The organism is Rhodococcus sp. WS3, assembly GCF_003797085.1.
GTDB classification, from domain to species: domain Bacteria; phylum Actinomycetota; class Actinomycetes; order Mycobacteriales; family Mycobacteriaceae; genus Rhodococcus_F; species Rhodococcus_F globerula.
This window is the reverse complement of sequence record NZ_RKMA01000001.1, coordinates 1,183,387-1,207,875: the sequence shown is the minus strand read 5'-3', so window position 1 is coordinate 1,207,875 and position 24,489 is coordinate 1,183,387. Positions and strand designations below refer to the sequence as shown.

36 protein-coding genes and 1 tRNA gene are annotated in these 24,489 nt (G+C 61.7%); 5 read left to right on the top strand and 32 right to left on the bottom strand.

From position 1 onward, the window contains the following. Positions 1-6 precede the first annotated feature (6 nt). The 31 genes from EEB13_RS05445 to EEB13_RS05300 all read right to left on the bottom strand — a co-directional run bounded on the left by EEB13_RS05445 (position 7) and on the right by EEB13_RS05300 (position 20,846). Positions 7-459 carry a lipase chaperone gene (locus EEB13_RS05445; protein ID WP_141484782.1) on the bottom strand — a complete coding sequence of 151 codons (453 nt, stop codon included), beginning with the start codon at positions 457-459 and terminating at the stop codon, positions 7-9. After that, positions 456-1,394 carry a hypothetical protein gene (locus tag EEB13_RS05440; RefSeq protein WP_141484781.1) on the bottom strand — a complete coding sequence of 313 codons (939 nt, stop codon included), beginning with the start codon at positions 1,392-1,394 and terminating at the stop codon, positions 456-458. The genes EEB13_RS05445 and EEB13_RS05440 overlap by 4 nt, the downstream gene beginning before the upstream one ends. A gap of 27 nt (positions 1,395-1,421) precedes the next feature. After that, positions 1,422-1,862: a hypothetical protein gene (locus EEB13_RS05435; RefSeq protein WP_141484780.1), complete on the bottom strand. Its 441-nt coding sequence runs from the start codon at positions 1,860-1,862 to the stop codon at positions 1,422-1,424. 1 nt (position 1,863) lies between these two features. Further along, complete coding sequence (locus EEB13_RS05430; protein ID WP_410055757.1) at positions 1,864-3,144, bottom strand: head maturation protease, ClpP-related; 1,281 nt, start codon at positions 3,142-3,144, stop codon at positions 1,864-1,866. Between the two features lie 23 nt (positions 3,145-3,167). Then, positions 3,168-4,460, bottom strand: a complete 1,293-nt coding sequence (locus EEB13_RS05425) for a DUF935 domain-containing protein (protein ID WP_261984447.1) — start codon at positions 4,458-4,460, stop codon at positions 3,168-3,170. A gap of 13 nt (positions 4,461-4,473) precedes the next feature. After that, positions 4,474-6,111, bottom strand: a complete 1,638-nt coding sequence (locus EEB13_RS05420) for a hypothetical protein (protein WP_141484778.1) — start codon at positions 6,109-6,111, stop codon at positions 4,474-4,476. Continuing rightward, positions 6,059-6,409, bottom strand: a complete 351-nt coding sequence (locus tag EEB13_RS05415; RefSeq protein WP_141484777.1) for a hypothetical protein — start codon at positions 6,407-6,409, stop codon at positions 6,059-6,061. The genes EEB13_RS05420 and EEB13_RS05415 overlap by 53 nt, the downstream gene beginning before the upstream one ends. Before the next feature lie 107 nt (positions 6,410-6,516). After that, positions 6,517-6,888: a hypothetical protein gene (locus EEB13_RS05410; RefSeq protein WP_141484776.1), complete on the bottom strand. Its 372-nt coding sequence runs from the start codon at positions 6,886-6,888 to the stop codon at positions 6,517-6,519. A gap of 117 nt (positions 6,889-7,005) precedes the next feature. After that, complete coding sequence (locus EEB13_RS05405; RefSeq protein WP_141484775.1) at positions 7,006-7,326, bottom strand: hypothetical protein; 321 nt, start codon at positions 7,324-7,326, stop codon at positions 7,006-7,008. 278 nt (positions 7,327-7,604) lie between these two features. After that, positions 7,605-7,677: transfer RNA gene (locus EEB13_RS05400), tRNA-Met, on the bottom strand. 345 nt (positions 7,678-8,022) lie between these two features. Next, positions 8,023-8,589, bottom strand: a complete 567-nt coding sequence (locus tag EEB13_RS05395) for a hypothetical protein (RefSeq protein ID WP_141484774.1) — start codon at positions 8,587-8,589, stop codon at positions 8,023-8,025. 65 nt (positions 8,590-8,654) lie between these two features. Then, positions 8,655-9,593, bottom strand: a complete 939-nt coding sequence (locus EEB13_RS05390; RefSeq protein WP_141484773.1) for a hypothetical protein — start codon at positions 9,591-9,593, stop codon at positions 8,655-8,657. Positions 9,594-9,777: 184 nt separating this feature from the next. Further along, the gene (locus tag EEB13_RS05385; RefSeq protein WP_141484772.1) at positions 9,778-10,422 is read right to left on the bottom strand and encodes a hypothetical protein; all 645 of its coding nucleotides are present in this window, start codon (positions 10,420-10,422) and stop codon (positions 9,778-9,780) included. Beyond that, positions 10,419-10,976 (bottom strand): crossover junction endodeoxyribonuclease RuvC, encoded by a 558-nt coding sequence (locus EEB13_RS05380; RefSeq protein ID WP_141484771.1) that lies wholly within the window; start codon positions 10,974-10,976, stop codon positions 10,419-10,421. Before EEB13_RS05380 ends, EEB13_RS05385 begins: the two co-directional genes overlap by 4 nt. Then, positions 10,973-11,188, bottom strand: a complete 216-nt coding sequence (locus EEB13_RS05375) for a hypothetical protein (protein ID WP_141484770.1) — start codon at positions 11,186-11,188, stop codon at positions 10,973-10,975. Before EEB13_RS05375 ends, EEB13_RS05380 begins: the two co-directional genes overlap by 4 nt. Continuing rightward, entirely contained in the window at positions 11,181-12,233 is a 1,053-nt protein-coding gene (locus EEB13_RS05370) for a hypothetical protein (RefSeq protein WP_141484769.1), read from the bottom strand. Before EEB13_RS05370 ends, EEB13_RS05375 begins: the two co-directional genes overlap by 8 nt. 162 nt (positions 12,234-12,395) lie before the next feature. Continuing rightward, complete coding sequence (locus EEB13_RS05365) at positions 12,396-13,394, bottom strand: DUF5131 family protein (RefSeq protein ID WP_141484768.1); 999 nt, start codon at positions 13,392-13,394, stop codon at positions 12,396-12,398. Further along, the gene (locus EEB13_RS05360) at positions 13,391-13,990 is read right to left on the bottom strand and encodes a hypothetical protein (protein ID WP_141484767.1); all 600 of its coding nucleotides are present in this window, start codon (positions 13,988-13,990) and stop codon (positions 13,391-13,393) included. The genes EEB13_RS05365 and EEB13_RS05360 overlap by 4 nt, the downstream gene beginning before the upstream one ends. Positions 13,991-14,062: 72 nt before the next feature. Then, positions 14,063-14,407 carry a hypothetical protein gene (locus tag EEB13_RS05355; protein ID WP_141484766.1) on the bottom strand — a complete coding sequence of 115 codons (345 nt, stop codon included), beginning with the start codon at positions 14,405-14,407 and terminating at the stop codon, positions 14,063-14,065. A gap of 41 nt (positions 14,408-14,448) precedes the next feature. Beyond that, entirely contained in the window at positions 14,449-15,354 is a 906-nt protein-coding gene (locus EEB13_RS05350) for a hypothetical protein (protein ID WP_141484765.1), read from the bottom strand. Further along, on the bottom strand, positions 15,351-16,265 hold the full coding sequence (locus tag EEB13_RS05345) for a YqaJ viral recombinase family protein (protein WP_141484764.1): 915 nt from the start codon (positions 16,263-16,265) through the stop codon (positions 15,351-15,353). The genes EEB13_RS05350 and EEB13_RS05345 overlap by 4 nt, the downstream gene beginning before the upstream one ends. Continuing rightward, positions 16,262-16,450 (bottom strand): hypothetical protein, encoded by a 189-nt coding sequence (locus EEB13_RS05340; RefSeq protein ID WP_141484763.1) that lies wholly within the window; start codon positions 16,448-16,450, stop codon positions 16,262-16,264. Before EEB13_RS05340 ends, EEB13_RS05345 begins: the two co-directional genes overlap by 4 nt. Continuing rightward, positions 16,450-17,973: a DNA cytosine methyltransferase gene (locus EEB13_RS05335; RefSeq protein WP_141484762.1), complete on the bottom strand. Its 1,524-nt coding sequence runs from the start codon at positions 17,971-17,973 to the stop codon at positions 16,450-16,452. Before EEB13_RS05335 ends, EEB13_RS05340 begins: the two co-directional genes overlap by 1 nt. Then, positions 17,973-18,281 (bottom strand): hypothetical protein, encoded by a 309-nt coding sequence (locus EEB13_RS05330; protein WP_141484761.1) that lies wholly within the window; start codon positions 18,279-18,281, stop codon positions 17,973-17,975. Before EEB13_RS05330 ends, EEB13_RS05335 begins: the two co-directional genes overlap by 1 nt. A gap of 1 nt (position 18,282) precedes the next feature. Beyond that, entirely contained in the window at positions 18,283-18,564 is a 282-nt protein-coding gene (locus EEB13_RS05325; RefSeq protein ID WP_141484760.1) for a hypothetical protein, read from the bottom strand. Next, positions 18,561-18,746 carry a hypothetical protein gene (locus EEB13_RS05320; protein ID WP_141484759.1) on the bottom strand — a complete coding sequence of 62 codons (186 nt, stop codon included), beginning with the start codon at positions 18,744-18,746 and terminating at the stop codon, positions 18,561-18,563. The genes EEB13_RS05325 and EEB13_RS05320 overlap by 4 nt, the downstream gene beginning before the upstream one ends. 79 nt (positions 18,747-18,825) lie before the next feature. Further along, positions 18,826-19,182, bottom strand: a complete 357-nt coding sequence (locus tag EEB13_RS05315) for a hypothetical protein (RefSeq protein ID WP_141484758.1) — start codon at positions 19,180-19,182, stop codon at positions 18,826-18,828. A gap of 86 nt (positions 19,183-19,268) precedes the next feature. Then, a complete protein-coding gene (locus EEB13_RS31380) occupies positions 19,269-19,445 on the bottom strand; it encodes a hypothetical protein (protein ID WP_187328495.1) in 177 nt (58 codons plus the stop codon). After that, positions 19,442-19,753: a hypothetical protein gene (locus EEB13_RS05310; protein WP_141484757.1), complete on the bottom strand. Its 312-nt coding sequence runs from the start codon at positions 19,751-19,753 to the stop codon at positions 19,442-19,444. The genes EEB13_RS31380 and EEB13_RS05310 overlap by 4 nt, the downstream gene beginning before the upstream one ends. Continuing rightward, the gene (locus EEB13_RS05305; RefSeq protein WP_141484756.1) at positions 19,750-20,154 is read right to left on the bottom strand and encodes a hypothetical protein; all 405 of its coding nucleotides are present in this window, start codon (positions 20,152-20,154) and stop codon (positions 19,750-19,752) included. Before EEB13_RS05305 ends, EEB13_RS05310 begins: the two co-directional genes overlap by 4 nt. Next, positions 20,151-20,846, bottom strand: a complete 696-nt coding sequence (locus EEB13_RS05300; RefSeq protein ID WP_141484755.1) for a hypothetical protein — start codon at positions 20,844-20,846, stop codon at positions 20,151-20,153. Before EEB13_RS05300 ends, EEB13_RS05305 begins: the two co-directional genes overlap by 4 nt. Positions 20,847-21,265: 419 nt before the next feature. On the opposite strand from EEB13_RS05300, the gene EEB13_RS05295 reads away from it, so the two are divergent. From EEB13_RS05295 to EEB13_RS05275, 5 genes are all read left to right on the top strand, one after another. Further along, positions 21,266-21,538 (top strand): hypothetical protein, encoded by a 273-nt coding sequence (locus tag EEB13_RS05295; RefSeq protein ID WP_141484754.1) that lies wholly within the window; start codon positions 21,266-21,268, stop codon positions 21,536-21,538. Positions 21,539-21,557: 19 nt separating this feature from the next. Continuing rightward, entirely contained in the window at positions 21,558-22,295 is a 738-nt protein-coding gene (locus EEB13_RS05290) for a lysophospholipid acyltransferase family protein (RefSeq protein WP_141484753.1), read from the top strand. A gap of 72 nt (positions 22,296-22,367) precedes the next feature. After that, complete coding sequence (locus EEB13_RS05285) at positions 22,368-22,601, top strand: HTH domain-containing protein (protein WP_033235460.1); 234 nt, start codon at positions 22,368-22,370, stop codon at positions 22,599-22,601. Positions 22,602-22,605: 4 nt separating this feature from the next. After that, complete coding sequence (locus tag EEB13_RS05280; protein ID WP_045063812.1) at positions 22,606-23,142, top strand: Clp protease N-terminal domain-containing protein; 537 nt, start codon at positions 22,606-22,608, stop codon at positions 23,140-23,142. 39 nt (positions 23,143-23,181) lie between these two features. After that, complete coding sequence (locus EEB13_RS05275; RefSeq protein ID WP_033235458.1) at positions 23,182-23,562, top strand: phage holin family protein; 381 nt, start codon at positions 23,182-23,184, stop codon at positions 23,560-23,562. 31 nt (positions 23,563-23,593) lie between these two features. Here EEB13_RS05275 and EEB13_RS05270 read toward each other — a convergent pair whose 3' ends face one another. Next, positions 23,594-24,463, bottom strand: a complete 870-nt coding sequence (locus tag EEB13_RS05270) for a 1,4-dihydroxy-2-naphthoate polyprenyltransferase (RefSeq protein WP_045063810.1) — start codon at positions 24,461-24,463, stop codon at positions 23,594-23,596. Positions 24,464-24,489: the final 26 nt, after the last annotated feature.

Sequence of the window (24,489 nt, the reverse complement as noted above, 5' to 3'; positions counted from 1 at the left end):
CTCCCGCTACTTCGCGTCGAGAGCGTCGACGGCGGTGATGATTTCGTCCTTGTCCATGCCGGCGACGTCAATACCGCGAGCGGCTGCGTATGCCTCCCACAAGGGCTTGGCTGCAGCAACCTTCGGGCGAGTGGGCGCCTGACCCTGCTGGGCCTGCTGACTCTGCTGTGCCTGCTGCCGTGCAGCATCTTCGGCCGCGAGACGCTCCGCTTCGGCGGCTGCTGCCGCAGCGGCATTTGCGGCCACCTCGGCGGCTTCCCGCTCAGCATCGGCGTCACCGTCAGCGTCATCATCGACGGTGACGATCGCACCGGCCTTGAGTAGGCGTTCGGCTTCGGAACGGTCGAGGCCCGAGATGATCCCACCGGTGCGATGTTTGACCACCTCGATGGGACGGCCTTCGCTGTTGCGCTTGATCACCTGATCGAAGCGCAGGGCTACAAGCTTGAAAGTGCTCACGGTGTGGTCACTCCCGTCAGCCAGAGACCCGCCTTCGGCTGGTCAAGTGCAGCACCGCGCTCCTGGGTGGCATCCGAGCGCCAGGTCTCGCGAGGTCCGCCATTGGGGCCATTGCCTTCGGCGTAGAGCTCGGTGAACGTCAGCGGGCGAGCGTCGCCGTAGAACCCGATGGTCTGTCGCTCGAGCAAGAGGACCTTGTCGAGTGGCCATGACCGGGATTCGATGATCCGCAGATTCGAGATCGTCTCGGGCATTGCGCCGACATACGCGATGTTCTTGTCAGCGATATTGCCCTGGTAGACCTTGAGCAGATCGTCGTTGTCCATCAGGATCGGCTTGAGCGCGGGATTGATGACGATGGTGTCGGCCGCGAATTCGTAGCCCTCGTCCTCACTGCCGCCTTCGTCGACCGTCGGAGCTGCGCTGGCGATCTCGAAGATGCCGTCTGCAATGTCACGACGCGGGCGGCTGTTCGCCACGTCCCACGCGGTAGTGACCGGGAACGAGGGAATGCTGTTGAACAGCATCTTGATCTGACGATCGTTCGCGCGGATGAAGGAGTTCTTCAGCGCGGTGATTTGCTTGTTCACATCGTCGATCTGATTCTTGCGAATCATGTCGAGGGTGACGCGAATACCCTTGCCCTTCTTGGTCGAGAACACGACCTTCGGGATGCCGCGGGCGGCGGCGCTGACCTGGATCTCGGAGAACTCGGCGAGATCGTCGATGTCATCGAGCAGGAACGACGGGTCGCCTTCGCGGTAAGCGAAGATACCCGAGACGTTCGCACCGGCGTTGCGCAGTAGCGCTTCGGCGATGAACTGATTCTCGAGCAACTTCTTGAGCTTGGTGGGGATGAACATTGGGTTCGCCTGGAAGTCGGCGACTGTCATCGCCGCACCATCCGACGAACTCACGACAGTTCTTGGTGCCATGTTGATTCTCTCCTGTGTGAGTTGGGGTCAGGCGATCCGGATGAGGCCGACGGCGTTGGCCGCGACTCCAGCGGGCTGGGTGCACTTGCCGACGATGGTTCGGGGATCCGGATCGGCACCGGCGGGCCCGACCTTGCCCAGTCCGGTCGACACGAGGTGCTCACCAAACTTGGCAGCGGCCGAGTATTCGACCTTGACCTCGGTACCCGAGTAGGCGACGGAGACCACGGTGGGGATCGGCATCGCATTGATGACCGGTCGGCCAATCGAATCGAAGGTCGTTCCACCCTGTGCGGTGTCAGGGCTCTGACCGTCGGTGATGGATACGCCGAGGACTCGCAAACTGTTGGCGGCGGCGAGGCCGATTCGACCATTGTCGCGACCTTCGACGAGCTTGCCGCCGAGGATGACCTCGGTCGGCGTGAAACTCTTCGGGCCGCCCTGTGTTACCTGTACGACTGCGGACATTTCAGGCCTCCATCCAGCTCTTGAACTTGTCGTTTTCTTCGACGTTGTCGGTGGCGTCGGATTCGTTCTGGCCGTGTCCGAGTTCGGTTACGGGCACCAAGCCCTTGGCCAGACTGTTGATGTCCTTGGTCGCACCGTCGCGATCGGTCTCGAGCGCCTTGAGCCAATCGGCACGGCGAGCGGGGCCGAACTTTCCTTCACGGATTGCGTTGGAGACCAACGCTTCGTCAGCGTCGCGCAGTTGCTGTGCCCGCGCGCGTACGCCCGCTTCGGCATCGCGCTGCAAGTCAGCGAGCGTCGCAGCATCGACCGCGACAACTCCCTCGGGCAGACGCGCCGTGGCGGTGCGGGTAGCGGCGTTATCCGATTCGGTTTCGTTCTCCTCGGGCGCGGTGGCCAAGTCCTCGACCGCTGTCACGACCTCGTCGGCGGTGGCGCCGGCCTCAAGCCCGAGGGCCTCGAGGACGGAGGTTTCCTGCTCGTCAGTCAGTGTCATTGCCACTGTCGAGCCTCCTTTTCGTGTAGACCCGACCGAGCTTGCGGCTGGGGTTGTTGGCGCCCGACGCGATGCGCTCGGGCGAGATCCGGCACGGTCTGCGTGCCGGATGATCTGTGGTGGCGCCGGCGCTTCACGGCGACCCGCGTAGTTGAAGATCGAGAGGTCGAACGAGTTCTTCGCCGCAGCCTTGTCGTCTTCTTCGGTCTCAGCCTTGGCGTCGACTCGATTGGCGAGTCCGGCGTCGACCGCTTCCTGTGCGGAGTACCAGGTTTCGGCGAGCATGAAATCTCGCCATTCCTCGGTGGTTCCGCCAGTACGCTCGGCGTAGATCGACGCGATGTTGTTGCTGACGCGGTCGAGATCGTCTGCGCGCTTGCGTAGGTCGCCCGCGTTGCCGGCGCCGTAGCTCGACGCGTCGTGGATCATCATTTCGCTGTTGCGTCGCATGACAACTTCGTCGCCTGCCATGGCAATGAAGCTCGCGGCGGATGCGGCGAGCCCGTCGACATAGACGGTGATGGTTGCCTTGTGCGAGCGGAGCGCGTTGAGAATCGCGATGCCGTCGAAGACATCGCCACCAGGGGAGTTCAGGCGCACGGTGATCTCGTCAGCAGTAATGGCGCCGAGATCCTTGGCGAAGTCCTGGGCGCTCACGCCGCCCCACCAGCCGTAGCCGATCTCGTCGTAGATCAGGATCTCGGCCGGGCCATCGTCGTCATCCGCTGCGTTGCGGATCCTGTACCAATCACGCTTACTGGCAGCGGCATCGATTGGGACGCGCATGCCGTTACGCATGGATGCTCGGCTCACTCTTGCCCTCCTTCGTTGGAATCAGATGCGCCCTCGGCGCTTTGGGTGTCGGGCGTGGTGAGGCCGAATTTCTGACGGAGCATGATCTTGAGTTCGTCATCGGGCTCGAGGAGTCCGTTCTGGACGAGGATTCCGAGAGCGGCCGCAGTCGCGTCCTGCCGGGAACCGATCTCGTCGAACACAATTCGCGGCGCGGGCTCGTCTTCACCGAAATTGATATCGACCAGGTCCTCGACAACGTGGGCATTCGAGGTGTCACGGATGAATTCACCGAGCGCCTGCACGGACTGCACAAACGGATCCGCAAGGACTGACGCCAGCGCGTACGACCCGCCTCGGTCGAGGTTGAGGAAGTGGGCGAGGCCGGCGAGTGCGATCGATTTGTCGTGAAAGTTGATCGCCGGTTGCATGTCGAAGACGGTGCCGGTTGGGGCAAGCAGTTCGAGCTTCTGACCGTTCGCAAGACCGACACCGGAATTCGAGCCGCCCTTGTAGTTCGAGGCGACGGCCTGCATGTGGTCGACCTCTTCCTGGTCGTCGGCCTTCGAGGCGGTGCCGACAGGAACACCCATGCCGTGACGCCTGGCTGCGGCGGCTTGAATGCGCATGAACTCGTCCTTCAGGAGCCAATGTTTGTAGGCCGGCCGCAGGATCGAATTGCCTCGCCAATCGCCAGGTTCCGCGTCGCGCACATATGCGACGAGTCGGGAAACGGGGATCTCGACACCGGCGATTCCGTACGTGACACGCTCGGTACTCGCGGGCGGGTGTTGCTTGATGGAGTGCAGGCCGCCGTCGAGTGCGACGTTTATTTCCGAGATTGTCTTCTGGGGCCGCGGTGCAAGTTTGTGCAGCCGCGCCCGCGTTGCGTCCTCGTTCATTGAGTAGAGCTGCTCGAAGTAGCTGTGGCCGTAGGGCAAGAGCAGCAGAACATTCTGCAGGTGCTGCGCCCACGAGAAACGGCCCTTCATGCGGGGCTGCGTTCCAGGTTCAGTTCCGAGGATTGGCAGTCCGAGGTTGCGGGCGACGTCTTCCGTCACTTCATCGCGTGCGCCATTGGGGTCAACCCACCAGTGGGCGCTTCGAATCGGCAGTCCGATTGCCGACAGCACTGAGGAGACGCGGCCGTCGCCCTTCATCATCTGGCCGTAGACGTGATTGCATTGCGGCCAACGGAGTTCCGGAACGTGTTCGTCGGAATCCCACTGCTGCCAGTCGGGGTTCTGTCCCTGTGTGGTGACATAACCGAGTTCGTACTGGGGCACTGCCGTCTTCTTGAGCTCGACCACCGTGCACCTCCCTTCAGAATCCCGCTGCTAGAGCGTCGAATTGGTTCACGTCGGTTTCACGAGCGCGGGAGCCGGACCATCCGCTGATCGAATCCAGCGGTTGTTCAGCCTTTGGTTCGGCCGTCTTGGTGGAGACGCGCGATCCGAAGGTGAGTAGCGCCCACCGCGCGATCTGGGCGGCGTTGAGCGGTGCAACGATTGCGTCCGCTCGCTTGTCGAAGACGAAATCCCCACCGGGCAGGGTGCGTTCGACCGCACCCTCGACTGAATCGTTGAGAACTTTCTGATTCGAGTGACTGATGACCGCACCCTCGGCGTCGTCGACGAACGCGCGACACGAGGTAGCCATCTGATTCGTCGTCATCTTGATCAGTTCAAGCTCGGCAGTTACCAGATGCGGCTCGAGCACTGCGGCATGCGATCTCGAATCCGTCGCTATGACGCACGGGTTCCAAGCGCTGACCACCGCCAGCAGCAGCCTTAAGATCTGCTCGTGGGTACCGGCCTGGTAGTAGCCGATCTCGACGTGAATCCGCCCGAACTCTGTCCGCTGCGCAGCGGCGATAACCCACAGTGAGCCATCCATTGTGCGGTCGATGGATACTGCGACAGGACCGGTGAGCGCAGGCGCTTCGTCGTGGAGTTCATGCCAAGCGGTTCTGCCGATTACGGTCCAGGTCGGGACGTCGCTGGCGAGCTTGGGCCAGTCACCTCGACCGAGGTACTCGACGTCGAAGCTCTTCTTTCCCGCCTCGGTCGAGAACTTCTTGAGCTCGGAGGTCAACTTCTTGACGGTCTGAATGACGCCGAAGGATGGGTTCGCCCATCGCCACGTCTCATGGTCGGTTCGGTCGAGACCGTCGGGCGCCATCCATTCGGCGAAGAACAGGCCTTCCTCACCGGCGAGACCGCGTTCACGGACAGCAGCGAGGACCGCACCGTTCGGATGCTGATCCTGATTGACTGCGGACGAGGTGTAGATCGTCTGCGGATCCCCGGCGGCCATCTTGGTCGGCGAGAGTGCGGCCATGTCCGCTTCAGTCAGGTCGTATGCCTCGTCGTAGATTTCGAGATCGACCGTGTCTAGGCCGCGGCCGGCGTCCTTCGATCGGGTGGTGAACACGACCTGGGCGCCAGACTTGAGCACGATCGTGCCGCGTCCCTGCGAGCAGGTCTTCGACTCGACCAGTTCGCGCAACCAGGGTGTGCTTTTGACGATCGCCCATGTGCGCTTCCATAGCGACTTCGCCGTTTCCCACTGCTGCGCCGTGAAGACGATGTTCTCGCCGAGTTTGTAGAGGCCGTACAGCACGCGGATCGAGAGGATCAGCGACTTGCCGTTCTGGCGGGGGACGATCAGGCAGCACTCGGGATGTGTCCACGTTCCGTCGGCCGACTTCGACATGATCCGTTCGAGCGACCAGGATTGCCATGGCATCGCGCGGATGCGTGAGGATGATCGGCGCGCGAGTTCGGCGGCCTTGAGTCCGAGCTGCACGTCGCCGGGTGTGTACGTCAGCGAGTTCGGCGTCTGCCGACCTTCGAGCTTCGGCCACTCGGTGGCGATGATCTGCTGGAACTTTTCGTCAATATCCTCGTCACAGATCGTCGAGGGGATTGTCGTATCCACCGGCGCCGGGGTCGACGTCATCGGCGCGCCTCCTCTTGATGTCGGTGAGCATCTGGCGATACACCGTCAAGAGCTGACGTGCCTCGGCAGCCGCTGCATCGATGCGCACTTCAAGGACCGTGGAATCACCCCGCGAGGGAACTAGGCGCATCCAGAGCGCCTTTTCACCAGTCAGCACGCGGTGACAGAGGTCGAGGCGATCCTTGACTCGGCAGGTCTCGATGATCAGTGATGTGAGCTCGTAAGAATCCGCTTCGAGAGACATTTCGTCGAAGAGTTGGCGCCCTCCTGAGCCCAGTCCATCCGCCTCGTCATCCATCGCGGGCCCCCCTTGCGTGAAAGTTTCGAGGCCGAGCAAAAAAATCTTCCTGACTAGGGCGGCCAGTCAGGAGACCCCCCACCCCCTTAGTAATTTCAGGGGAGGGGTCATGGCCAAGGCATCACCCGGACGCCCAGGGCCTCCAGGTCGGCCTGAGCCTGCATAACTGGCTTTCCAGTGACAGCGGGACGCAGATCATCTCGTGATCCATCTCCGCGCTCCTTGTTGCACTTGCCGTGGAGAAGACGATCGGCTTTGAGTCCGCCGTGCGCTCTCGCGTGAGAGTGGTCGGCGGCGAGTGAGCCTGACGCGGCATCGGGTGATGCGGGGTCGTAGTCCCAGTTGTGCGTGCGGTCGCGGAACATCGGACGCAGGCACCACCAACACGGGGCACCGTCGACGTGGGCTCGGATCAGTCGCTCGCGTTGCTTCTGGTGATCCCATCCGAGACCGCGCGCGGTCGTAGTCTTGGCGACCATTCACGCCCTCCGCATTCGAACGAGTCCTTCGATCACCCAACAGATCAGCCTGAGGCTGGGCATCAGATCACCCAGAACTCGATGAGCGCGATCACGATTCGAACGAACTCGATGAGGTCACGCATGGGCTTCGAGGATCATGTCGAAGTTGCATTCGCGAATCCTGTTGAGCGCGCCAGCGGATGCGAAGAGCACTTCACCGCCACGCTCGAAGGTGATCCGCGTATCGGCATAGCTTCGGTAGATGCGCTTGACGTGATCGCCGAACTTCTTCTCGGCCAGTTCGACTGCTGCATCGAACTCTCCACGGACTCGCGCACTATCTCCGTCATGCATGACGAGTACACGATTGTCCATCACTACAGCCGCGATGACTGCCGCTCGCGCTGCGGAGTATCGCGCCTTGGGTATGAGTGCGACAAAGGTTCGATCAAGCACTGCGACCTCCTGAAGTTGATCCCCGGTCGCGCAGCCCAAGCCGAGTGTTGATTGCGGGCAACGCATCCGGGGGTTGCTGCACCATCCTCAAAAGGAGCGCCGTCGTCTCAGGATCGGCGCGGTGTGCAGCAAGTAAGTGGGTGGAGTAGGCGCGTGGCGTCGCCTCGTTCTTAAGCCGCAGATCAGTGATCCCACCCTTGCCGCTCGAAGCGCCCGGGTTGATCCTTGGCCGCACGTTTGGGTGACTTGCCCAGTACCGGCCTGCGGTCTCCACCTCGTGGCGATGGCGGGACTCGAACCCGCGACCTCTGGGATATGAGCCCAGCAAGCTACCAACTGCTCTACATCGCTATGACCTGACAGGCGAGTAGGCCTGACAGGCTATTCAATTTGCACCCACTCCAGCAGCTCGGCGAGGTCGGTACGTCGACAACCTCGTTGCGCCTTGCTTGGATTCCGTGATCCCCGCGAATACGACGGGGCGGTGACCTCTTGTAACCGGGGTGAGGGTCTAAAGACGCCCGGCCCCGGAGCACTCACTGGTGATGCAGTGGTGCGTCGACAGGGCCGGGCGCGATTGAGTGAGGATGGTTGTGCGGGTCAGGGAGTAGATACACCTATGGCACTGCGGATCATCCTTGCATGCTGGTCAGAGTGTTTCAACCTTCGCCACTTTTATGGGCGATGCGGCAGCGGTCAAAGGATGGCGGCTTTGTGGGTTGTATGCACTTTCTCTGCCAGCTTCGTGAGCTTGTTCGCCACCTTGTCCTGCGCTTCTACGCTGGCGAGGTCTTCGCCAGGCAGGCCAATGATGACGAGGATGACTTCGCGCAATGAGCCCGCCGCAGCGTCAAGCCCAAGAAGGGTTAATTTCGCCTCGGCCGTGCGACACGGGCTTACGCCAGGAACCAGGTCAATGTAGTTCTGACTAGTTGGAGCCGCAATGTACTTGAGGGCTAACACGTTTGCGTGCTGAAACGCTGTCAGCGAATCCGCCAGTGCGTCGAGGCGACGCTCAAGGCTCGCGCGCGTTTCGGTCGACGCGATCTGATCCATAACGCCTCGATACGCGAGAAACGCACTTCCTGCTGCGATAAGACCAGCGCATAACCCTGCCAATAGGGTGGCAACAGGCTGGGTAAACCAACTCGGGTCGGCCCCAATGTTCTGAATGGTCACCTGCGGAATCTCGGAGATATCAAATGTCGGAGGGTCCATCGGGAGTGGTGTCTCTTGTAGGCGAAACAGGCTGGACGGGCTCATGGACATCCTTATTGTTGAGTGATCGGCCATCCTAACGAGAATCGCAGGAAGCCGATCACTCAATGTCACCACGCCGGGGCGTCTGATATTCGCACCTCTCGAATGTCGCCAAGCCGAAACAGGGCTGGGTCAGATCTGCGCATCCAGAACTTGGAGTTCGTTCCGTCGGACTGCCGCCATGCACGCGGTTCGATCACCTTGCGCGAGTGCCAGGAATAGAGCGTGCCAATGGGAATCGGTTCTCCGAGCTCGCGCAATAGGCGATCAATCTCAGCCAGCGTGAACAGTTGATCGTTGACGGTCCGCATCATGGTGCGCTCAAGGTCTGTTACGCGATGGTGCGTCCAGCAACGTGGGCAGCTCACGTAATCCTCGCCGCGTTCAACATAGAGATCTGCCGAGCAAGAGAACGGTTGCTGTTCCTCGTCGTAGCCGATATGGGGGCAAGGTCCCTTGTATGCCAACTCAGGGAGTCGGTCGATCGCCTTGCGACACCGTGCAATCGCGTCCTCAATGCCGTCAAACAGTTCAGCGACGGCGGGATGACGGCGAAGATCGTCGGCATACAGCGAGAGCCAGATCGCCGCGAGTTCGGCGTCCAGTGCTCCGTCCTGTGACAGCGATGCCGGGTCCGGCCGGCGGCTGTGCCGATGACGATGCACCATGTCCCGCAACCCACGCGAGTCGATCGCCGCATCCAGATCCTCGCCTGTGAGCGCAGCCAGATCCCTTGCCCACGTCGCGAGTTCGTTCGTGAGCGCGTCAAGTGGTCGCTGTGTCGGGAAGTTGCCGAACTTGTCCATGCGGATCGGCAGAGCAGTTTCGGCACTCTTGCCGACCGACAATCCTGCGCTCATTCGGTCCTGGCGCGATCGGGTGATCAGGATGTCCGAGACCAGGCCTGGCACCTGCTGCAGGTTCTTCACGAGTGTCGCGGTGCATTCATGGCAGAGATCGAACCCGTCGGGGACTACGCGGCCGCAGTTGTGGCATTCAGTGTTCACCGCCTGCCCCTCTCTTCAAAGATCTTCGCGGCGGCGCGGTCATTGGTCTCGGGCCCTCGGCAAGGGCATGTCCCATCGCATGCGAATCCCCCGTGCGTGTGAGGTTCCGGATAGACGCACCAAGGGTTTCCGTTCATGCAATCGGTTCCCGGTTCGAAGTTCAGGTCGAGGGGAGTGGGATCGCTCATCGGTGCCTCCGTCGGGAATTAGTGCGACTCCTGCGCTGCGTACCGACATCCTTGGTCCAGAACGGTGGGCTAGTGCTCGGTTGCGGCAGTGCGCGTTCTTGCGTTGTGCGGGTGCCGGGTTCGGCGGGTTCACCCTGCACTTGGGGATCGGCATACTCGAGAAGGCGCTGAAGTGTTTCCGCGTAGTCGGGCCATTGTCGCGACGCAAGGTGAGACCACGCCTCATCGATGAACATCTGCGAGGATTCGACGCCCCTGATGTCCGCTTCCTGGGCGAGGTTGCGTTCGCACTCCAGTGCATCGCGGAGTTGTTGCGCCCGTGCGCTATACCGCGGATCCTCGGCGAGGTACGAGATGCTTCCGTTGGCGCGCTCGGTGATGTCGACAATGACTCCGAAGTGCCGACGTCCATCGCCTGTTTCCAGCGCGACCAGATCGCCGCGAACCAACTGTCGGGATGGATTGCGGCCAATTCGCGGCGGTTTCCATGTAGTGCTTTCAATCCCCGGATCGCCGGGCTCCCGAAATATCGTCCACGGATTCGATGGCACATCACCGAAAAATGCCGCGGCGCGAAGATCGGGAAAATCTGGCAGTCCACAAAGCCTGCGCATTTCTTCATACGGGATCGGTTCGATCACTTGAGGACTCCTGTCCAGTCGACCTTCGGGGCGTAGTGGTGCGGTAGTTCCGGCTCATGCCAGCCGAGGTGCATCGCGCCCATCGTGGCGAGCGCGAGTGCGTCGGACTGGTTGTCATCGCGGATCGGTGCGTGCGGCCAGAGCTCGCGCATGGCTGCCATCACTTCGAGCTTGTCGGCGCGGCCGTTGCCGGTGGCGAAAAACTTGACCGTCGTCACGCTGGCTGCGACGACCGGGACGCGGCGCAGGGCGAGCAGCTCGACGACGCGGTGGAAAAGCGCGCACCGCTCTTGGAAGAGCGAGGCGTTCTTCGGGGGCACGAACGGCAGTTCCTCGATGACGACGAGCTGGACGCTGGCAGGCATTGAACGGATGATTCGTTCGAATTGCTTGCCAACTCGGATGCTGCGCTGAGCCAGCGTGTCGGTTTTCGACCCCGTAGCGCCAACGCTGGCGAGTTTTGGGGCGTTCGGGGTATGTGCGGTGTCGGGAGAGCGCAGAATTGCGATTCCGGCCGCCGTGAGGCTCGGGTCCAATCCGACGATAGTGCTCATCGCAGCGCCTCACGTTCGGCGTCGAGTTGGCGCAAGCGCTTCTGGCGTTCGGCTCGTTGGTTGCGAGCTGGGTGGGCCGGGAAGTTCTGCAGCGGATGCGACTTGCCGTAGCGATCCTTGGCCGTGCAGACCTCGCCGGCCTTGGCGCAGCAGTGCGTGCAGATCACGGCGAGCGATTCGTCGCGGCTGATCAGGTCATCGAAATTACGCATCGTCGTCCTCGGATTTCGCTTGAGCCTTGGCACGCGCCTCGGCGAGGGATTCGTTGACCAGTTCCATTCCGCGTCGAGCTCGGGTGAATCGCTCGGAGTCGTGATCGCAGACTGTCGTGCCGATGTAGCCGAGGTCGTTGCAGAGATCGCATGCATCGATGGCGACGGTTTTGATCTCGGCCCGCAGGCGTAGCTCCTCGGAAAGCGCGAGCGACTGCGCGTCGGACTGCTCGCGGTCCCATGCCTGTCGAGTGCGCCGGGCGTCGCCGCAGGCGCGGCACGGGTCCATCGTGGGTTCGTTGATGTGTCGAGGGCAGTGGGCGGGTGGGGGTTCGATCGTCGAATCGACAACTTCGATCGCCTCGCGCTCGCGCCCTCCCAACTTAAAATCTGCAGTAGGTGACTGAGCAACTGCAACTGCAACTACAACTGTGGGATCCGGGAAGGGTTCCCCGATCCCTTCCGGGAAGGGTTCCATTTCCCCAGGTCGCTCGATCCCTTCCGCAATGGGTTCCGGTATCCCTTCGGGGAAGTCATCGGCAAAGGGTTCCGGGAAGGGTTCGAGCATCCCTTCCGAAAGAGCTGTGAGCCGGTGGTTTCCGTCAGCCATGGCGACGTCGAGCTTCTTGAGAATGGCGAGATTCTTGAACTGTGGCACCTCAACCTTGGCGATTTCGTCGAGGAGGACCGCGCCGAGTTTCGGCGATTCGACCTGAGCAGCCGACCGAAGGGCGTTCAGGAGCAGGTTTGGCTGCTTGTAAACCTCGTCGTTTCGGATGAATGTGCGGATCAAAATCTCTTCGGTATCGCTGTCCGTGAAGGCGTAGCGATTGCGCTCGAGACGAATGAGGGCGGCCTTGATTTCCCGCTCGGTGCCGCCACATGCCTTGCGTAGCTTTCGGAGCTGCATGGGCAAGACGCCGGCGTAGTTGACCGCAGGCTGCGCGACGAGGGCGACGTAAACGAGTTTGTCGAGCCGAGGCTGTGCGCAGAAATGGTCGTCCTGGAAGAGTGAGAACCAGATCTTGCCGAACTCACGAGCCATGATGTGCGATCTCCTTTCTTGAAAGTGATTCGATGGGGTCTAGGTCGGATGCGTCTTGCCCGGACATGGGGCACGCGTTGCCGGCCTTGTCGCGGTGGCGAGTCATCCGCGACTCGTCGTCGAGCGGGATTGATCGCCAGCAAACTGGGCAGCGGCCTGGGGTCATGGTTTTCTCTCGGTTGGGAACTCGTCCCATGTGCGGCCGTCGAGTTCGCGGCCCGCGGCTTTCTTGGCGACGCGGGACACTGACGCGTACTCGCCAGTGAACTGTCCGTCGACAGTCGGCTTGGAGTAAAAGCCTTGGCCGGTATTGCCTTTGCGACTTCCGGTGTCGCGGACTCCTGGCGCCCATTCGCCCCATTGTTTGAAGAGGAACGGCACTTCGGCGTCGACGCACTGGTCACGCAACGTCCGTGTCCACTCGGGATGCATCGAACGGGCATTGCGGCCGGACTCGCCGCCGACGATGACCCAATCAAGAGCCTTGTAGGTCAGCGCGGGGCATCCGCGCCAATGGACCGGGATCGGACCATGATTCGGCAGACCCGTGCACGTGCACTTGCCCGGAACCCAGGCTGCGAGGTCTACCGGCCCGAGAAGTGGTTCAGCGCTGATAAACCGAACTGCAGCAGGCGTGTCGAGAAGAATCGGAATCCGAATGTCGGCCCACTTCTGATCTTCCGTCGAGACTCCGAGCCAGACGTTCGGCAACGGCCAGATTCGAGGCTCGCTCCACATCATGTCGTTTCGGCGGAAGGATGCACCGGCATGTGGACTGTCGGCGGCTTGCTCGGCCCATCGCCTGAGTAGCGACCGCATTCGGCCCGGCCGCTTGGTGAGGATCTGGAACGTGTGTTGCTTCGCAGCGGCCATGGTGTCGAAGACGCTGCCGATGAAGTTGTCGGGGACGTCGTCGTGGAACAGGTCGCTCATCGAGTTGACGAAGATTCTTCGCGGTTTGCGCCACTCGAGCGGCTGACGGAGTTTGTCCGGCCGGAGCTGGACGTCGAAACCGCCCTCGAAGTAGTGGCCAGGCGTACCGCGGAATCGCTCAGAGAACGTCTCGGCGTAGCAGTTGTCGCAGCCCGGCGAGACTTTCGTGCAGCCGGTGACGGGATTCCATGTGGCGTCAGTCCATTCGATGCCGGTTTTGTCGCTCACGCTCGACGCTCCTCGGCCGCAACGAAGGGGGCGCACCATCTGGGGATCTGCACTGGCGACCCCCAGATGCCGCTACCGGTATGGGACAAGAACTGCCACTCGCAGACACCCCAACGGCGCCAAAGGCCACCCTCCTTGTCCCGGATCCCGTACACGCCTTCGGGTACGTCTTCGATTCGCTGCCACGGTCCGATTTCGTTGGGGGCGGGGACAACTGGCGGATGGACCTTGTACCCGAATTCGCTGCACGTCTTCGCTATCGCCCAGGCCCCATCCTCTGTGGGTGCGTAGAACCTATGAGCGCCTGACTCGACCATCCACAACTCGGGGTGAGGCCGCTCCGCTTTCGTCTCCGCCTCGGCGGGTACGGCAGGGGCGAGCATGTTGCGCCTGCGCAGTGCGCGAAGGATGGAACGCACACCTGCACGGGTGTCCTCACGCTGCTCTTCGGCGCGGTCTTCCCATCCGACCACTGGCGGCTGATCATCATCGGATTCGGCATCCTGCCAGCGGGTGTACGCGGATTGCTGCGAGGCTTCCCATGCGAGATGAGAGAGTGTTTCGACGAGCGCGGGATCGATATCGTTTGTGCCCATTGTGGATAACTCCTGTGCATAAGCCGGGCCGCCGTCAATACGACGACGGCCCGGAGCTGTTGCTGGGTTTGGTTACTCGTCGGCCGAGAACTCGGGGCCGGTGAATGCCGCGACGTTCGAGGGGGTTTCGTCCTCGTCGCCCTCGGGGTCAGGCTCGACGGGAGAGTCGAAGAGATTGGGCTCGACAGGCGCCTCTTCGTTGATGCGCTTGTCGACGCCGATGAGGATCTTCTCGATCTTCATGTTTGCGATCTTGCGTGTGCCTTCATTCGCCATCTGCTCTTCAATGTGCTTGGTGCACTGAGCCGTAATGGTGAAGGTGCGGGTCTCGCCGATGTCCGGAATGTCCTCGAAATCCTCGGAGGAGATGCCGGAGAACTTGAGACGAGCGGAGTCGATCAGGGGCTGAGCATTCATGGTGCAGACCTTTCGCTGGAGGTAGTGAATGACGTTCGTCTTCAGGCGGGTTCGCCGTTGACCATGAAGTCGAGGACTGCCGCGATCTCGGCGCTGGTGAGGTCTTTGGACTTTTCGATCTCATTGCGGCCAGTCCGTGCGCGGAGGAACGGAATGGCTTCGGCGGGATCGGTAATGCCACCCTCGGCGAGCCCGGCAACGAGCTGTGCGATCTCGTCTTCGGACGCAGGGGATTGGACGGGCTCGGCCGGTTCTGGCTCGGGGTCAGCCTTGGCCGTGCCGAGCATGGCCGCGAGTCCAGCCGTGCCACCCTTCGGCGCCGGTACGCGCTCCGATTCGACCTTGCGGGGCTCCAGCTCCAAGTCTTCGACCGTGTAAGCCATGCCCATCAGGACATCCGGGCACGCGCGCCGGCACGCATCTGCGAGAGCCTTCGCGTACAACATTCCGCGAGGATCCGACTGGTACTTCGGGTTCGAGGTATACCCGGCCTGCTTGGCGATATCGATCGTCCACGTCACCTCTTCCCAGTTCGGGGTTCCGGCGTGACGTGCGCGCACTGTCGCCGAGGTGAGAGTGCTTTCGATGGTCTCGACCTCGTGCCCCTGGCTGATGAGGAGTGCTTTCATGGCACGGGCGTACATACCCGGCACACCGTGCACGGTGAAGATGTTCTGCAGTGATGGCAGGGGCGCCCATCCGAGCTGCATGCCGTGGTAGATCGCGATTGCGGCTTCCTTGCGACCCGCGCGCCTCTTGCCTTTGTTGTCGGTGCCTCCGTCGTACGCCTGGACGGACATGTGAATCATTCCGGCGAGCAGGTCCGCCGATTCCAGAGCGGCGACGTGTGCGCGCAGGCTGTCGGCCATCGCCACGAGTGCGGCCGAGTCGGCCACAGGAGCGATGGCGGCGGATGGTGCTGTGTATGGCTCGATTTCGTTGCTCATGCTGAGATTCCTTCGATAGTGGCCGGGTCGGCCTTGGTGTTGGAGCGGAGTGCGATCGCATCACCGCGCGCAGGCGAGCGAGTGGCGATCTTGAGGTCGACAACGACGGCCGTCTGCGCGTTGCCCATGGCGTCGAGGACGCGAGTCTTCAATCCGCGCAGACGCTTTGTGATCTCTTTGTCGTCGGTAACGGCGGTCAGGTAGTCGTGCGCCAGGGCGGCGTCGAGCTGGACCTCTCGGCCGTCGATCTCGGGGTGAAGTCGGCGAACGGTCTCATAGGTCGTGATCGAGTCGTCCAGCTCGGGTGGGATTCCGCTAGCAAGGCTGGCGTTCCACTCGCGTACGAGTGTCAGGATCGAAGCGGCAATCTGGGCGTCGTACTCGATCGAGTAGATCTTGGGCTTGCCGTACTGCGGCCAGAGGACGATGTTCGCGGGTTCGTGCCATCCGGTGATGAGCTGCTGCCAGATCACCTGTGCGGCATAGTCGGCGGGTACTTCACCTGATCCGTCGTCGCCCCACTCCTCGAGGTCGCGGGCCGTCTTGATCTCGACGATGCGCCGCCATGCACCGCGCGAGGCTCGGCCGTCAATCGTGGCAGCGTTGCCGAACTCGAGTGCGTCGTCGGTGTATTGGACCTCGCCGCGGGAAATGACCCATCCGTCGTTCTTGTATCGCCAGTACTCGGCCGCGGCCAGCTCGACGGCGTGACCGTAGTCGAAGTCGTCCTGCCGAGATTCGCTGATCGGCTCGGATGGGACATTGCCGGCCATCTCGTGCCACAGTGCGAACTGCGACTTGAAGCGCGAGATGCCCAGGATTGACGGAATCTTGGATGCGGTGACGAGCTTGAGCCATTCCGGTGAGCCAGGCTCGGCCTTGTCGGCCTTGGTGACTTCGCGTGCGGTCATCTTCTGCTCCTGTCGAACTTGAGGTTGTCGGGATGGGTTGCGTGAATGACCGCAGGTTCGCCGTAGTGGACGTAGACGTACTTCTCGTCGCAGTGCGAGATGACGCCGGATTCCTTCGCGCCGGTGCCCGGGTCGGTGTAGGTCACTCGGCCGCCTGGGTTTGCCTTGGCTGCTAGTAGTTTCATCACGCCACCGCCAACGACTCGACGACGGCTGAGACGAGATCTCTTGCATTGGGCGGACATACGGCATTACCTGCCTGGCGTACCTGCTCGCGCTTGTTGCCGAGGATCTTGTAGCCGGGTGTGAACGCCATGCCTGCTGCGATCTCGTGGGGCTCGAGCATGCGGAACATGCAGTCATCCACCTTCGGCACTTCCCATGTCGTCAGCGACGCGGTTGGCACGGCCGTCAGTGTTCGGAGAGAGTCGTTGATCGCCGTCGACATCTCGGAGCCGTCGCCCTTGCGAGAGCTGTTGTGCCGCGTGATCATCGCGTGGTGCAGACCGTTGGCAGCGAACGTGTCGAGCGGCTCGGTCATAGCCTTCGGCGTGTTGTTGTTTCGCATCGGGACGATGAACGCGGTCTCGTTGCGAGTGGTCATGGTGCGCAGCGGGTCGGATGCCGATCGGGCTTCCTTTCCGTCGCGACCTTCGACCGGGATCAGCAGACCCTCGGTGTCGCGGGTGGTGCGTGTGCGCATGACGTCATCGAGGGAGGTGGCGCTTTCGTTCCACGTTCCGCCGGCGGGTACGAGCATTCCGTGATGGATGTTGGTCGATAGCGTGCCGATCGGGTTCGTGACTGGATGGTTCTTCGACTTGCCGTACATCGTGGTGACGAAGGGTTGCGGTCCACAGAACTTCTCGAGGCCTGCCTCGATGCGGGCGACAGTCTTCGGCGCGAGAGGCTTCGACCGGTCTCCGATGCGGTCGCCCTTGAGTGTCCAGTCGATCGCCGACGATGCGGGCAACCATCCGGGCTCAACAATGCCGTTGCGGCATGCCACTTTCGGGCAGCGCCACACGTACTGAGCGCGGTACCGACCCCAACGAGTTGGCTTCTTCCATCCCTGCAGGGCGGAGATAACCTCGTCGCACGATGGGCAGTAAGCCTTCGGGCGGGTCCACTTGTCGAGGTCCGGCGTGCGATTGCCCTTGAGCCAGAACACGACGTACATGCGGTCGCGGGACTGCGGAGCTGGATCGCCACCGGCCTGCGCGTGCATGCTGTTCATGTAGACGATGTGGTGGTCGTAGCCGAGTAGGTCCATTGCCTGTAGCCATGCCGGGAACATGATCCACTTGGCGGCGTCGACGACATTCTCGGTGATGATCGCCTTGTACTGGTGATGCTCGGCGAATCGGGGAACGTCCCACATTGTTGCCCTCGAGCGGTCAGCGGCGGCATCGGGCAGAACCTCGTCGAAGAGGTCCGGCGTCGAGTCGAGGTTCCGCTTCTTACCTTTAGCCTGACTGTGATTCGTGCACTCGGGCGATGCCCACAGCAGGTCGGTGCGAGGGAACAGGCGCGGGTCGACCTGCGAGAGGTCGGCGCATGCGTGGTCGGTGGTCGGATGGTTGGTGTTGTGGGTCTCGATCGCGAGATCCCAGTGATTCGCTGCCATGCGAACCGAGACGCCGGGCACCTGGACTGCGCCAGTGCTCGAACCGCCTGCGCCGCAGAAGAGATCGGTCATGGTGATCATCAGTACGGAGGCTCCTCACTGGACTTAAGTCCATAGGCGGTAACGAGCGTGCCGATGTCGAAACTCGGATTGACGAACGTGACGGCGACGATCCGGCGATGCGCGATAGCGACGTCATTCGTTGTCGGCCACTCGCTGCGAAGCTCGAGGAATCCGTGTCGCGTGTACACGCTCGAGGTGTCAGAGTCGACGAGCGGGCGACCGATGATCGCATCGGGACGCTCACCCGTGATGCGCTCGTACTCGACGAGCACTCGACGCCTGCGCTTGGCAGCCGATGCGCCGGGCATTGTTGCGGGAGTCGGCATTTCACAGTCCGTTCTTGTGGTCGGTCGAGTCGTATGCGCGGTCGACCGCGGCACCGAACTCGGGCGCGTGCTGATGTTGGACCGGGAGTCGTGCGGCCGTGACGTGGATCGAGGACCGGTCGCCGTCGGGGGTGGTGATCTCGAAGTAGCCGGAAGCGAGTCCGAGCTTGTCGGCGTCCATGTGGTTCTCGACCGTTGCTTCGTTCCATGCGCCGAAGCCTTCGACCTGAGGCATGTTTTCGTAGATGTCGAATACGACGCCCTCGGCGTCGAGGTCACTCATCGGTCATCCACTACGCCGCGCGGATTGAAGTCCGACGCATTGATCTGCTGCTGACGATTTTCGAGTGCAATGGCGAGCGTGACAGCGTCGAGGGCTTCCTTGTGTTGGCCGCCCTGCGCCAGGTCGATGGCCTGGTCATCGAGAGCTGCAGCCATTCCACGGAGGGTGAGATATTCGCTCATGGCTTCACCATCAATGCCGGGAGGATGAGCGCTCCGGCGATGCCGAGTGCGATTGTCATTGCGAGCCAGAGCATTCCAGTCACCGCCATCCGGATTGAGTTGCGTACGCCAGCAAGACGATGACGACTATGGCGACGGAGAGTGTCCCGAAGATCCAACGAGCTGCCACGACGAGCGAGTTCGAAGCTTTAGGGACATCGGTGAACTCGGCGTTGACGGGTTCGGGCTCAAGCTCAGGCTCGGGGCCATTGAAATCGCGGCGTGCGAGTTCGCCGGCGGCGAGCGCCCGAGCTTCCGGCTCGAATGCGAATCCGCCAGTGAGTGCGTACCGCTCGGGGTTGTTCTGGATTTCGGCGGCGACTGCGTTGCGCCAGACTTCAGCGCCAGTCGGGGGCAGCGGAGAAGGGATGATCATCGACATTTGGGCGTGCGTCATCGCGAGACCTCGTTTCGTGAGGGAATGAAGTGGGGGAGATTGAGCCGGTGGCGCCGACTTCCGGCCATCTGGGCCGGGCAACAGACTTACTTGGGTGACGCCACCGGGGCTTGTGCTTCGAGGCGCGTTGCGAGTGAAACTGCAAGGCTACGAATCGACTTCAGCCGATCGATGTAGTGACGCGTCGAAGGTGCTCGGTTGTTCAGCTCGTCGTTCATCGCAAGAATGTGGCGAGCAAGGATGAGATTGGTTTCGTCGCTCACGACGAATCGCCGTTCGCGTGACCTTCGACTGCGGCCATGAATCCGGTCAGGTTCACATCGCCCCAAGGGCCGACGACGCGGGAGACGATGGTTGCGCCGATGTTAGTGACGCCGAATTTCGTGGCTTCATTCTTGATGTAATCGAGAACCACCTGCGCCTCACTCTCTTTCTCCCACACCGCAACGCTCGCCTGATGAACGGGACGCGGGTCGACCATGAAACTCAATGGACTACGGGGCGGTTCGGGAACGAGAAACAGGTCGCCGCTCGGGAGTCGGATCGCGAATTGGCGGTCGAAGTCGTTCATAGCAGCCCTCCATTCGCGGCATGCTCGTGAATCTTGTCGTTGAGCTGGTCGATAAGCGTGTGCGCTTCACTCACGGACAGGCGAGCTGCAAACCGGCCTAGCGCGGGGAAGTGAACTTCGACTGGCCAAGCCTTACTCGCACCGAGATGAACCTCGGTTGCAGTGCGTGCGGGATCCGACTCGGGCGCCGCCAAGCCGAAGGCGTCCGGAATGGAGCCGGTGACGAATTCGAGTGCATCGCCAACAAGTTGGGCTTCGGTGGCACGCAAGTGGACGTTCTCGGTGGCGAGATCCGTGAGCATTTTGGCGGCGTTACGGAGAGTGGTGGCTATTCCGTCGACGGTGACAAGGAGATCGCCAGAGGCGGTGCTCGGCTGGCTGGTGATGTGCGGAACGCTCATGCCTGGCCTCCGCTCACATGCTTGCGGATCTCAGCCTCGATCGCCTTGACGGACTTGGACGCATCGTCAAGCTCGCTCGACCGGATTGTGCACTCGAGGTGAGCTGACAGGTAGACGCTTCGGTGCGCCTTCTCAAGCTCCAGGGCGATGTGCAGCTGCTTGCCGAGCTGGTCAAGAGTGGGGACGCCCGAGGAACTGACTTCAGCCTCGGCGTTGTCGATGCGGAGGGAAGCGGCGACCGATCTCAGTGAGTTGATCATCGAGGTCTCGACGCCTGTGTCGAACAGAAACTGTGCGACAGCCTCGATTGTTTCGGGGGTAACGTCGCCGGCATTGGTCGCGGGAGCTGTGTTTTCAACCCCCGCGACCTGCTCGTCTCCTACAGTTGGGCTGCTACCGCCATCAACTAAAGGAGAAGAACCGTGACCTACTTCCAGGCTTCCCGACATGCCGCTCAAGCTGCTAGTAGCGCCGAGAGTGCCCGCATCCGATCGCAAGACCCGGGCGTCAAGAAGCTGGCTGAAGCTGTTGAATACCTCTCCAAGGCCGTCGAGGAGTTGGCGAAGACCCGTCACCGAGAGATCTAGATCGCGAATATCGGAGGCGATTGCGTCGAGCTTCCCGAGCTGTTCTGCCTGGCGAAGCTCGGCGTCCTTCCATTCCTGGCGGGTGATTCCCGTAGTATTGGACATCTAAGTTCCTTTCTGGGGGCAGGCCCGTTCGGTGTTACAGCACCGAGCGGGCATTTTTTCTGGGGATTCAGGCTGCAGACGTGCTGGTTTGTGTTTCCGAATGCCACCGTCGAAGTGCTTCCCGAGTGACCTTGACTCCAGTCTCCGCAGAGAGGGTGTCAGCGATCTGCCGGTAACTGAGCTTCGCTGGGGTGTTGCGCTGGCGTTCAATCCACTTCCGCACGTCTTCTCCGAGAGCGGCAGAAGCGGCAGCCCTGGGGGTCGTTGTCGGTTGCATGTCACGAAAGGTACGTCGTTTGTTGCAGATCATGCAACTAGATAGTCAATATGCATGACAAAATTGTTACTACATGGCTGTAATTTTCCATCTTTGACCTGTGCACTTGCGAGTATGGCAAGTTACATGCAAGATTATTGACATGACCACGACGGAACGCCCGACACAGACACTTCGTGAGCGCATTAGCGCCAACGTGCTGACTTTGATGCCCAGCCGTGGTTTGCGCCGAGACAATGACCTCGCCGAGTTGCTGGGGTGGACGACAGCTAAGACGAGCCGCTGCCTTCGGCGCAATGCCTGGCAACTGGACGACCTCGATCATGTAGCCGAAAAACTGGGGGTAGATGTGGCTGATTTGACCAAGAATCCGTTCGATTACCTGCCGAGAGCAGGCAAACCTACGCAACCGTAGGTTGTGTATCGTTTGGCCTATGGACGCTCCCGAGGTTTCGCTCGACAACTACGAGGCTGTGTACGAGTACTACCGCGGTCACCAGCAGAATCGGTTCGTGGCCAAGCTTGCCTTTGCCGCGCTGGCACTGAAATATCGTCCGCGAATTGCTTATGCACCTGGCGCGGAAGCCGCGTTGGCGGCTCTACTCGGGCGTGGGACGCAACTGGTGGTTGCGGTCAATCACCTTACGGAGAGTGACCAATTCACGCTTGCGGCGACGGCGTGGCGCACCCCACTGCGGCGTGTGATCGGGCGGACTCGCGTGCTGGCGAAGGATGAGCTCTTCGTTGATCCAGCTCAGCGCAAGAAGGTCGACATGATGGGCAGCATTCCGGTGTTCCGCAGCAAGAATCACGGACTGCGGGCCGTGTCGGACGCGGGCCGCGTGATGATGGACGTTGCGGCGCAGCGCTTGAGCGAGGGGGACTGTCTGGCGATTTTCCCCGAGGGAACCTGCAATACCGAGGATCCCCGGACGCTGCAGCACGTCAACAGCGGAATCGGCCACATCGTTTCGCGCGCAGAGAAATTGGGATGCTCGCCTGCGCTCCTGTCGGTTGGAATCAGCTACGGGCCGGATGCGGGTCAGGTCAAGAGCGCCCGGGTTTTCATCGGCACTCCGGTAGTCGACCTGGGTGGAAAACCGATGGACATCGCTCGCGTCGTACAAGGCGATCTGCAGCGTGCGGTGGACGGCGCCGTGGCGAGTTACTGATCACTGGCTGCCATTCGCCCCAATGTGTCAACTTTGGTTGACGCCCGCCGGTTGTCAACCTATATTGACAACATGACCGAAGCGACCTCACTCGCCACCGCCGCAGGCAGTCCCGATCCAGCGGAGGGCTTGCGGGCCGTTCGGGCGCTGCGACGACTGCTCGAACGACTCGAAGCCATCCAGGTTGCCAACGCGCGCAAGCAAGGATGGTCCTGGCAAGCGATTGCCGAGACTCTCGAGGTGAGCCGTCAGGCCGTCCACAAGAAGCATGCAAGCGCAGAGTCGCAACGAGGGAAAGGCAGGTAGGGAAATGTTCGAGAGGTTTACCGCAGACGCCCGCGCGGTTGTCGTCGACGCGGTCGGCAGTGCCGATCAGGTGACTCCCCAGGAATTGTTGGAAGCACTTCTGGCCACCGACCGTGGCATCGCCACAGCGACCCTGCGCGAGTGCGGTGTCACCGCCGAATCGCTGCACAGCGAGACTCCGACGAACGATCTTGATCAAGACGCCGATGTGCTGGCGTCGATAGGCATCGACCTGGCCGCCATTCGGGAGAGCCTCGAGCAAGCGTTCGGGAAGGGAGCGCTCGACGAGCCTGCCGGGATCGGTTCGCGTCGTGGCAGATTCGCCTTCCCGCGCTCGAGATTCGAGAAGGACGCGAAGAAGGTTCTCGAACTGTCACTGAGGGAAGCGGTTGCGCACAAGAGCAACCACATCGGCGCCGAACACATACTCCTCGGCATTCTGCGTGTCGCCGACGGTCCGACGCGCGTGGCACTCGAAGCGCAGGTCAGCATCCCCGAGATTCGTAGCCGGCTGGAATCGGCGATGCGCCCAGCGGCCTAGACGCCACGACATGACGGGATCATGTGCCAGCATTCAGACATGACATTTCTGGCACGTCTCATAGTCAACGGAATAGCTATCTGGCTCGCCTCTATGTGGGTCACCGGAATCACCATCGACAGCAATCAAGACGATACGTGGGGAAACATCCTGGTCATCGCCATAATTGCGCTGATCTTCACCGTCGTCAACGCGTTCATCAAGCCGTTGCTGAAGCTACTGTCCCTCCCACTGTTGATTCTCACGCTCGGGTTGTTCACGCTCGTCATCAACGCGCTCATGCTGATGTTGACGGCCTGGATCTCGACGTCACTGGACGCCGGCTTGACCGTCGACGGTTTCTGGACCGCTGTTTGGGGCGCACTGATCATCTCCGTCGTGAACTTCGTCCTCAGCGCGTTTGTGCCCGAGAATCGCTGATCAGGGCCTTCGCTGATCAAGCTTTCGCTGATCAGGCCAGGCTGAGCGCAACTGCCGTCGCGGCACCCCAGACAAGCATTGCGAGTCCGGTGTCGCGCAGGGCAGGAATGAGAGCCATGCCCTGACCGCCCGAGCGCAGTGGTGCGTTGGCTCGGACTGCAAGTGGCAACGCGAGCAGTCCGAGCAGCGCCCACGGTGTTCGTAGAACAAGCAGCAGTGTTGCGATGAACGGAACAGCCAGCAGGACGACGTGCAACGTGCGGGTCTTCGCGTCGCCGAGGCGGACGGCGAGTGTGATCTTGCCGGATTCGGAGTCCGTCGGGATGTCTCGTAAGTTGTTGGCCACAAGAACCGCGCTAGAGAAGGAACCGATGGCAACGGCGCCGGCGAGTCCGGCAAGATCAATGCGTTCCGCCTGCACGAATTGAGTTCCCAGAACTGCGACCAGGCCGAAGAACACAAACACGGCGATCTCGCCGAATCCGCTGTACCCGTACGGCTTCTTGCCGCCCGTGTAGTACCAGGCGCCGATGATGCAGAACACGCCAACCGCGACCAGCCACCACGCCGTCGTAGCGGCCAGGGCAAATCCGGCAACAGCCGCGACGGAGAAGCAACCGATGGCTGCGGCCTTGACGGTGCCGGGGCTGACCAGCTTCGATCCGACCAGGCGAATCGGCCCGACGCGATCGTCGTCCGTCCCGCGAATTCCGTCGGAGTAATCGTTCGCGAAGTTCACCCCGATGATCAAAGCCAGGGAAACGATCAGCGCGAGGAGCGCCTTCCACCACACCGCGTGATCCAGTGACGCCGCTGCTCCGGTGCCGACCAGCACCGGGGCAATCGCATTCGGGAGGGTGCGCGGTCTCGCGCCTTCGATCCATTGAGCAGCTGTAGCCATACAACGATCTTTGCACTGTGCAATAC

Excerpts from the sequence above, each read along its gene's own strand:
- EEB13_RS05330 (WP_141484761.1), bottom strand. The coding sequence starts at position 18,281 with ATGCCGACTCCCGCAACAATGCCCGGCGCATCGGCTGCCAAGCGCAGG.
- EEB13_RS05415 (WP_141484777.1), bottom strand. The coding sequence starts at position 6,409 with ATGGATGACGAGGCGGATGGACTGGGCTCAGGAGGGCGCCAACTCTTC.
- EEB13_RS05285 (WP_033235460.1), top strand. The coding sequence starts at position 22,368 with ATGACCGAAGCGACCTCACTCGCCACCGCCGCAGGCAGTCCCGATCCA.
- EEB13_RS05380 (WP_141484771.1), bottom strand. The coding sequence starts at position 10,976 with ATGAGCACTATCGTCGGATTGGACCCGAGCCTCACGGCGGCCGGAATC.
- EEB13_RS05430 (WP_410055757.1), bottom strand. The coding sequence starts at position 3,144 with ATGCGCGTCCCAATCGATGCCGCTGCCAGTAAGCGTGATTGGTACAGG.
- EEB13_RS05320 (WP_141484759.1), bottom strand. The coding sequence starts at position 18,746 with ATGAGCGAATATCTCACCCTCCGTGGAATGGCTGCAGCTCTCGATGAC.
- EEB13_RS05300 (WP_141484755.1), bottom strand. The coding sequence starts at position 20,846 with ATGTCCAATACTACGGGAATCACCCGCCAGGAATGGAAGGACGCCGAG.
- EEB13_RS05410 (WP_141484776.1), bottom strand. The coding sequence starts at position 6,888 with ATGGTCGCCAAGACTACGACCGCGCGCGGTCTCGGATGGGATCACCAG.
- EEB13_RS05270 (WP_045063810.1), bottom strand. The coding sequence starts at position 24,463 with ATGGCTACAGCTGCTCAATGGATCGAAGGCGCGAGACCGCGCACCCTC.
- EEB13_RS05375 (WP_141484770.1), bottom strand. The coding sequence starts at position 11,188 with ATGCGTAATTTCGATGACCTGATCAGCCGCGACGAATCGCTCGCCGTG.
- EEB13_RS05440 (WP_141484781.1), bottom strand. The coding sequence starts at position 1,394 with ATGGCACCAAGAACTGTCGTGAGTTCGTCGGATGGTGCGGCGATGACA.
- EEB13_RS05315 (WP_141484758.1), bottom strand. The coding sequence starts at position 19,182 with ATGACGCACGCCCAAATGTCGATGATCATCCCTTCTCCGCTGCCCCCG.
- EEB13_RS05360 (WP_141484767.1), bottom strand. The coding sequence starts at position 13,990 with ATGGGCACAAACGATATCGATCCCGCGCTCGTCGAAACACTCTCTCAT.
- EEB13_RS05350 (WP_141484765.1), bottom strand. The coding sequence starts at position 15,354 with ATGAGCAACGAAATCGAGCCATACACAGCACCATCCGCCGCCATCGCT.
- EEB13_RS05305 (WP_141484756.1), bottom strand. The coding sequence starts at position 20,154 with ATGAGCGTTCCGCACATCACCAGCCAGCCGAGCACCGCCTCTGGCGAT.
- EEB13_RS05290 (WP_141484753.1), top strand. The coding sequence starts at position 21,558 with ATGGACGCTCCCGAGGTTTCGCTCGACAACTACGAGGCTGTGTACGAG.
- EEB13_RS05370 (WP_141484769.1), bottom strand. The coding sequence starts at position 12,233 with ATGGCTCGTGAGTTCGGCAAGATCTGGTTCTCACTCTTCCAGGACGAC.
- EEB13_RS05335 (WP_141484762.1), bottom strand. The coding sequence starts at position 17,973 with ATGATCACCATGACCGATCTCTTCTGCGGCGCAGGCGGTTCGAGCACT.
- EEB13_RS05295 (WP_141484754.1), top strand. The coding sequence starts at position 21,266 with ATGACCACGACGGAACGCCCGACACAGACACTTCGTGAGCGCATTAGC.
- EEB13_RS05280 (WP_045063812.1), top strand. The coding sequence starts at position 22,606 with ATGTTCGAGAGGTTTACCGCAGACGCCCGCGCGGTTGTCGTCGACGCG.
- EEB13_RS05325 (WP_141484760.1), bottom strand. The coding sequence starts at position 18,564 with ATGAGTGACCTCGACGCCGAGGGCGTCGTATTCGACATCTACGAAAAC.
- EEB13_RS05395 (WP_141484774.1), bottom strand. The coding sequence starts at position 8,589 with ATGAGCCCGTCCAGCCTGTTTCGCCTACAAGAGACACCACTCCCGATG.
- EEB13_RS05345 (WP_141484764.1), bottom strand. The coding sequence starts at position 16,265 with ATGACCGCACGCGAAGTCACCAAGGCCGACAAGGCCGAGCCTGGCTCA.
- EEB13_RS05435 (WP_141484780.1), bottom strand. The coding sequence starts at position 1,862 with ATGTCCGCAGTCGTACAGGTAACACAGGGCGGCCCGAAGAGTTTCACG.
- EEB13_RS05420 (WP_141484778.1), bottom strand. The coding sequence starts at position 6,111 with ATGACGTCGACCCCGGCGCCGGTGGATACGACAATCCCCTCGACGATC.
- EEB13_RS05355 (WP_141484766.1), bottom strand. The coding sequence starts at position 14,407 with ATGAATGCTCAGCCCCTGATCGACTCCGCTCGTCTCAAGTTCTCCGGC.
- EEB13_RS05340 (WP_141484763.1), bottom strand. The coding sequence starts at position 16,450 with ATGAAACTACTAGCAGCCAAGGCAAACCCAGGCGGCCGAGTGACCTAC.
- EEB13_RS05275 (WP_033235458.1), top strand. The coding sequence starts at position 23,182 with ATGACATTTCTGGCACGTCTCATAGTCAACGGAATAGCTATCTGGCTC.
- EEB13_RS05310 (WP_141484757.1), bottom strand. The coding sequence starts at position 19,753 with ATGAACGACTTCGACCGCCAATTCGCGATCCGACTCCCGAGCGGCGAC.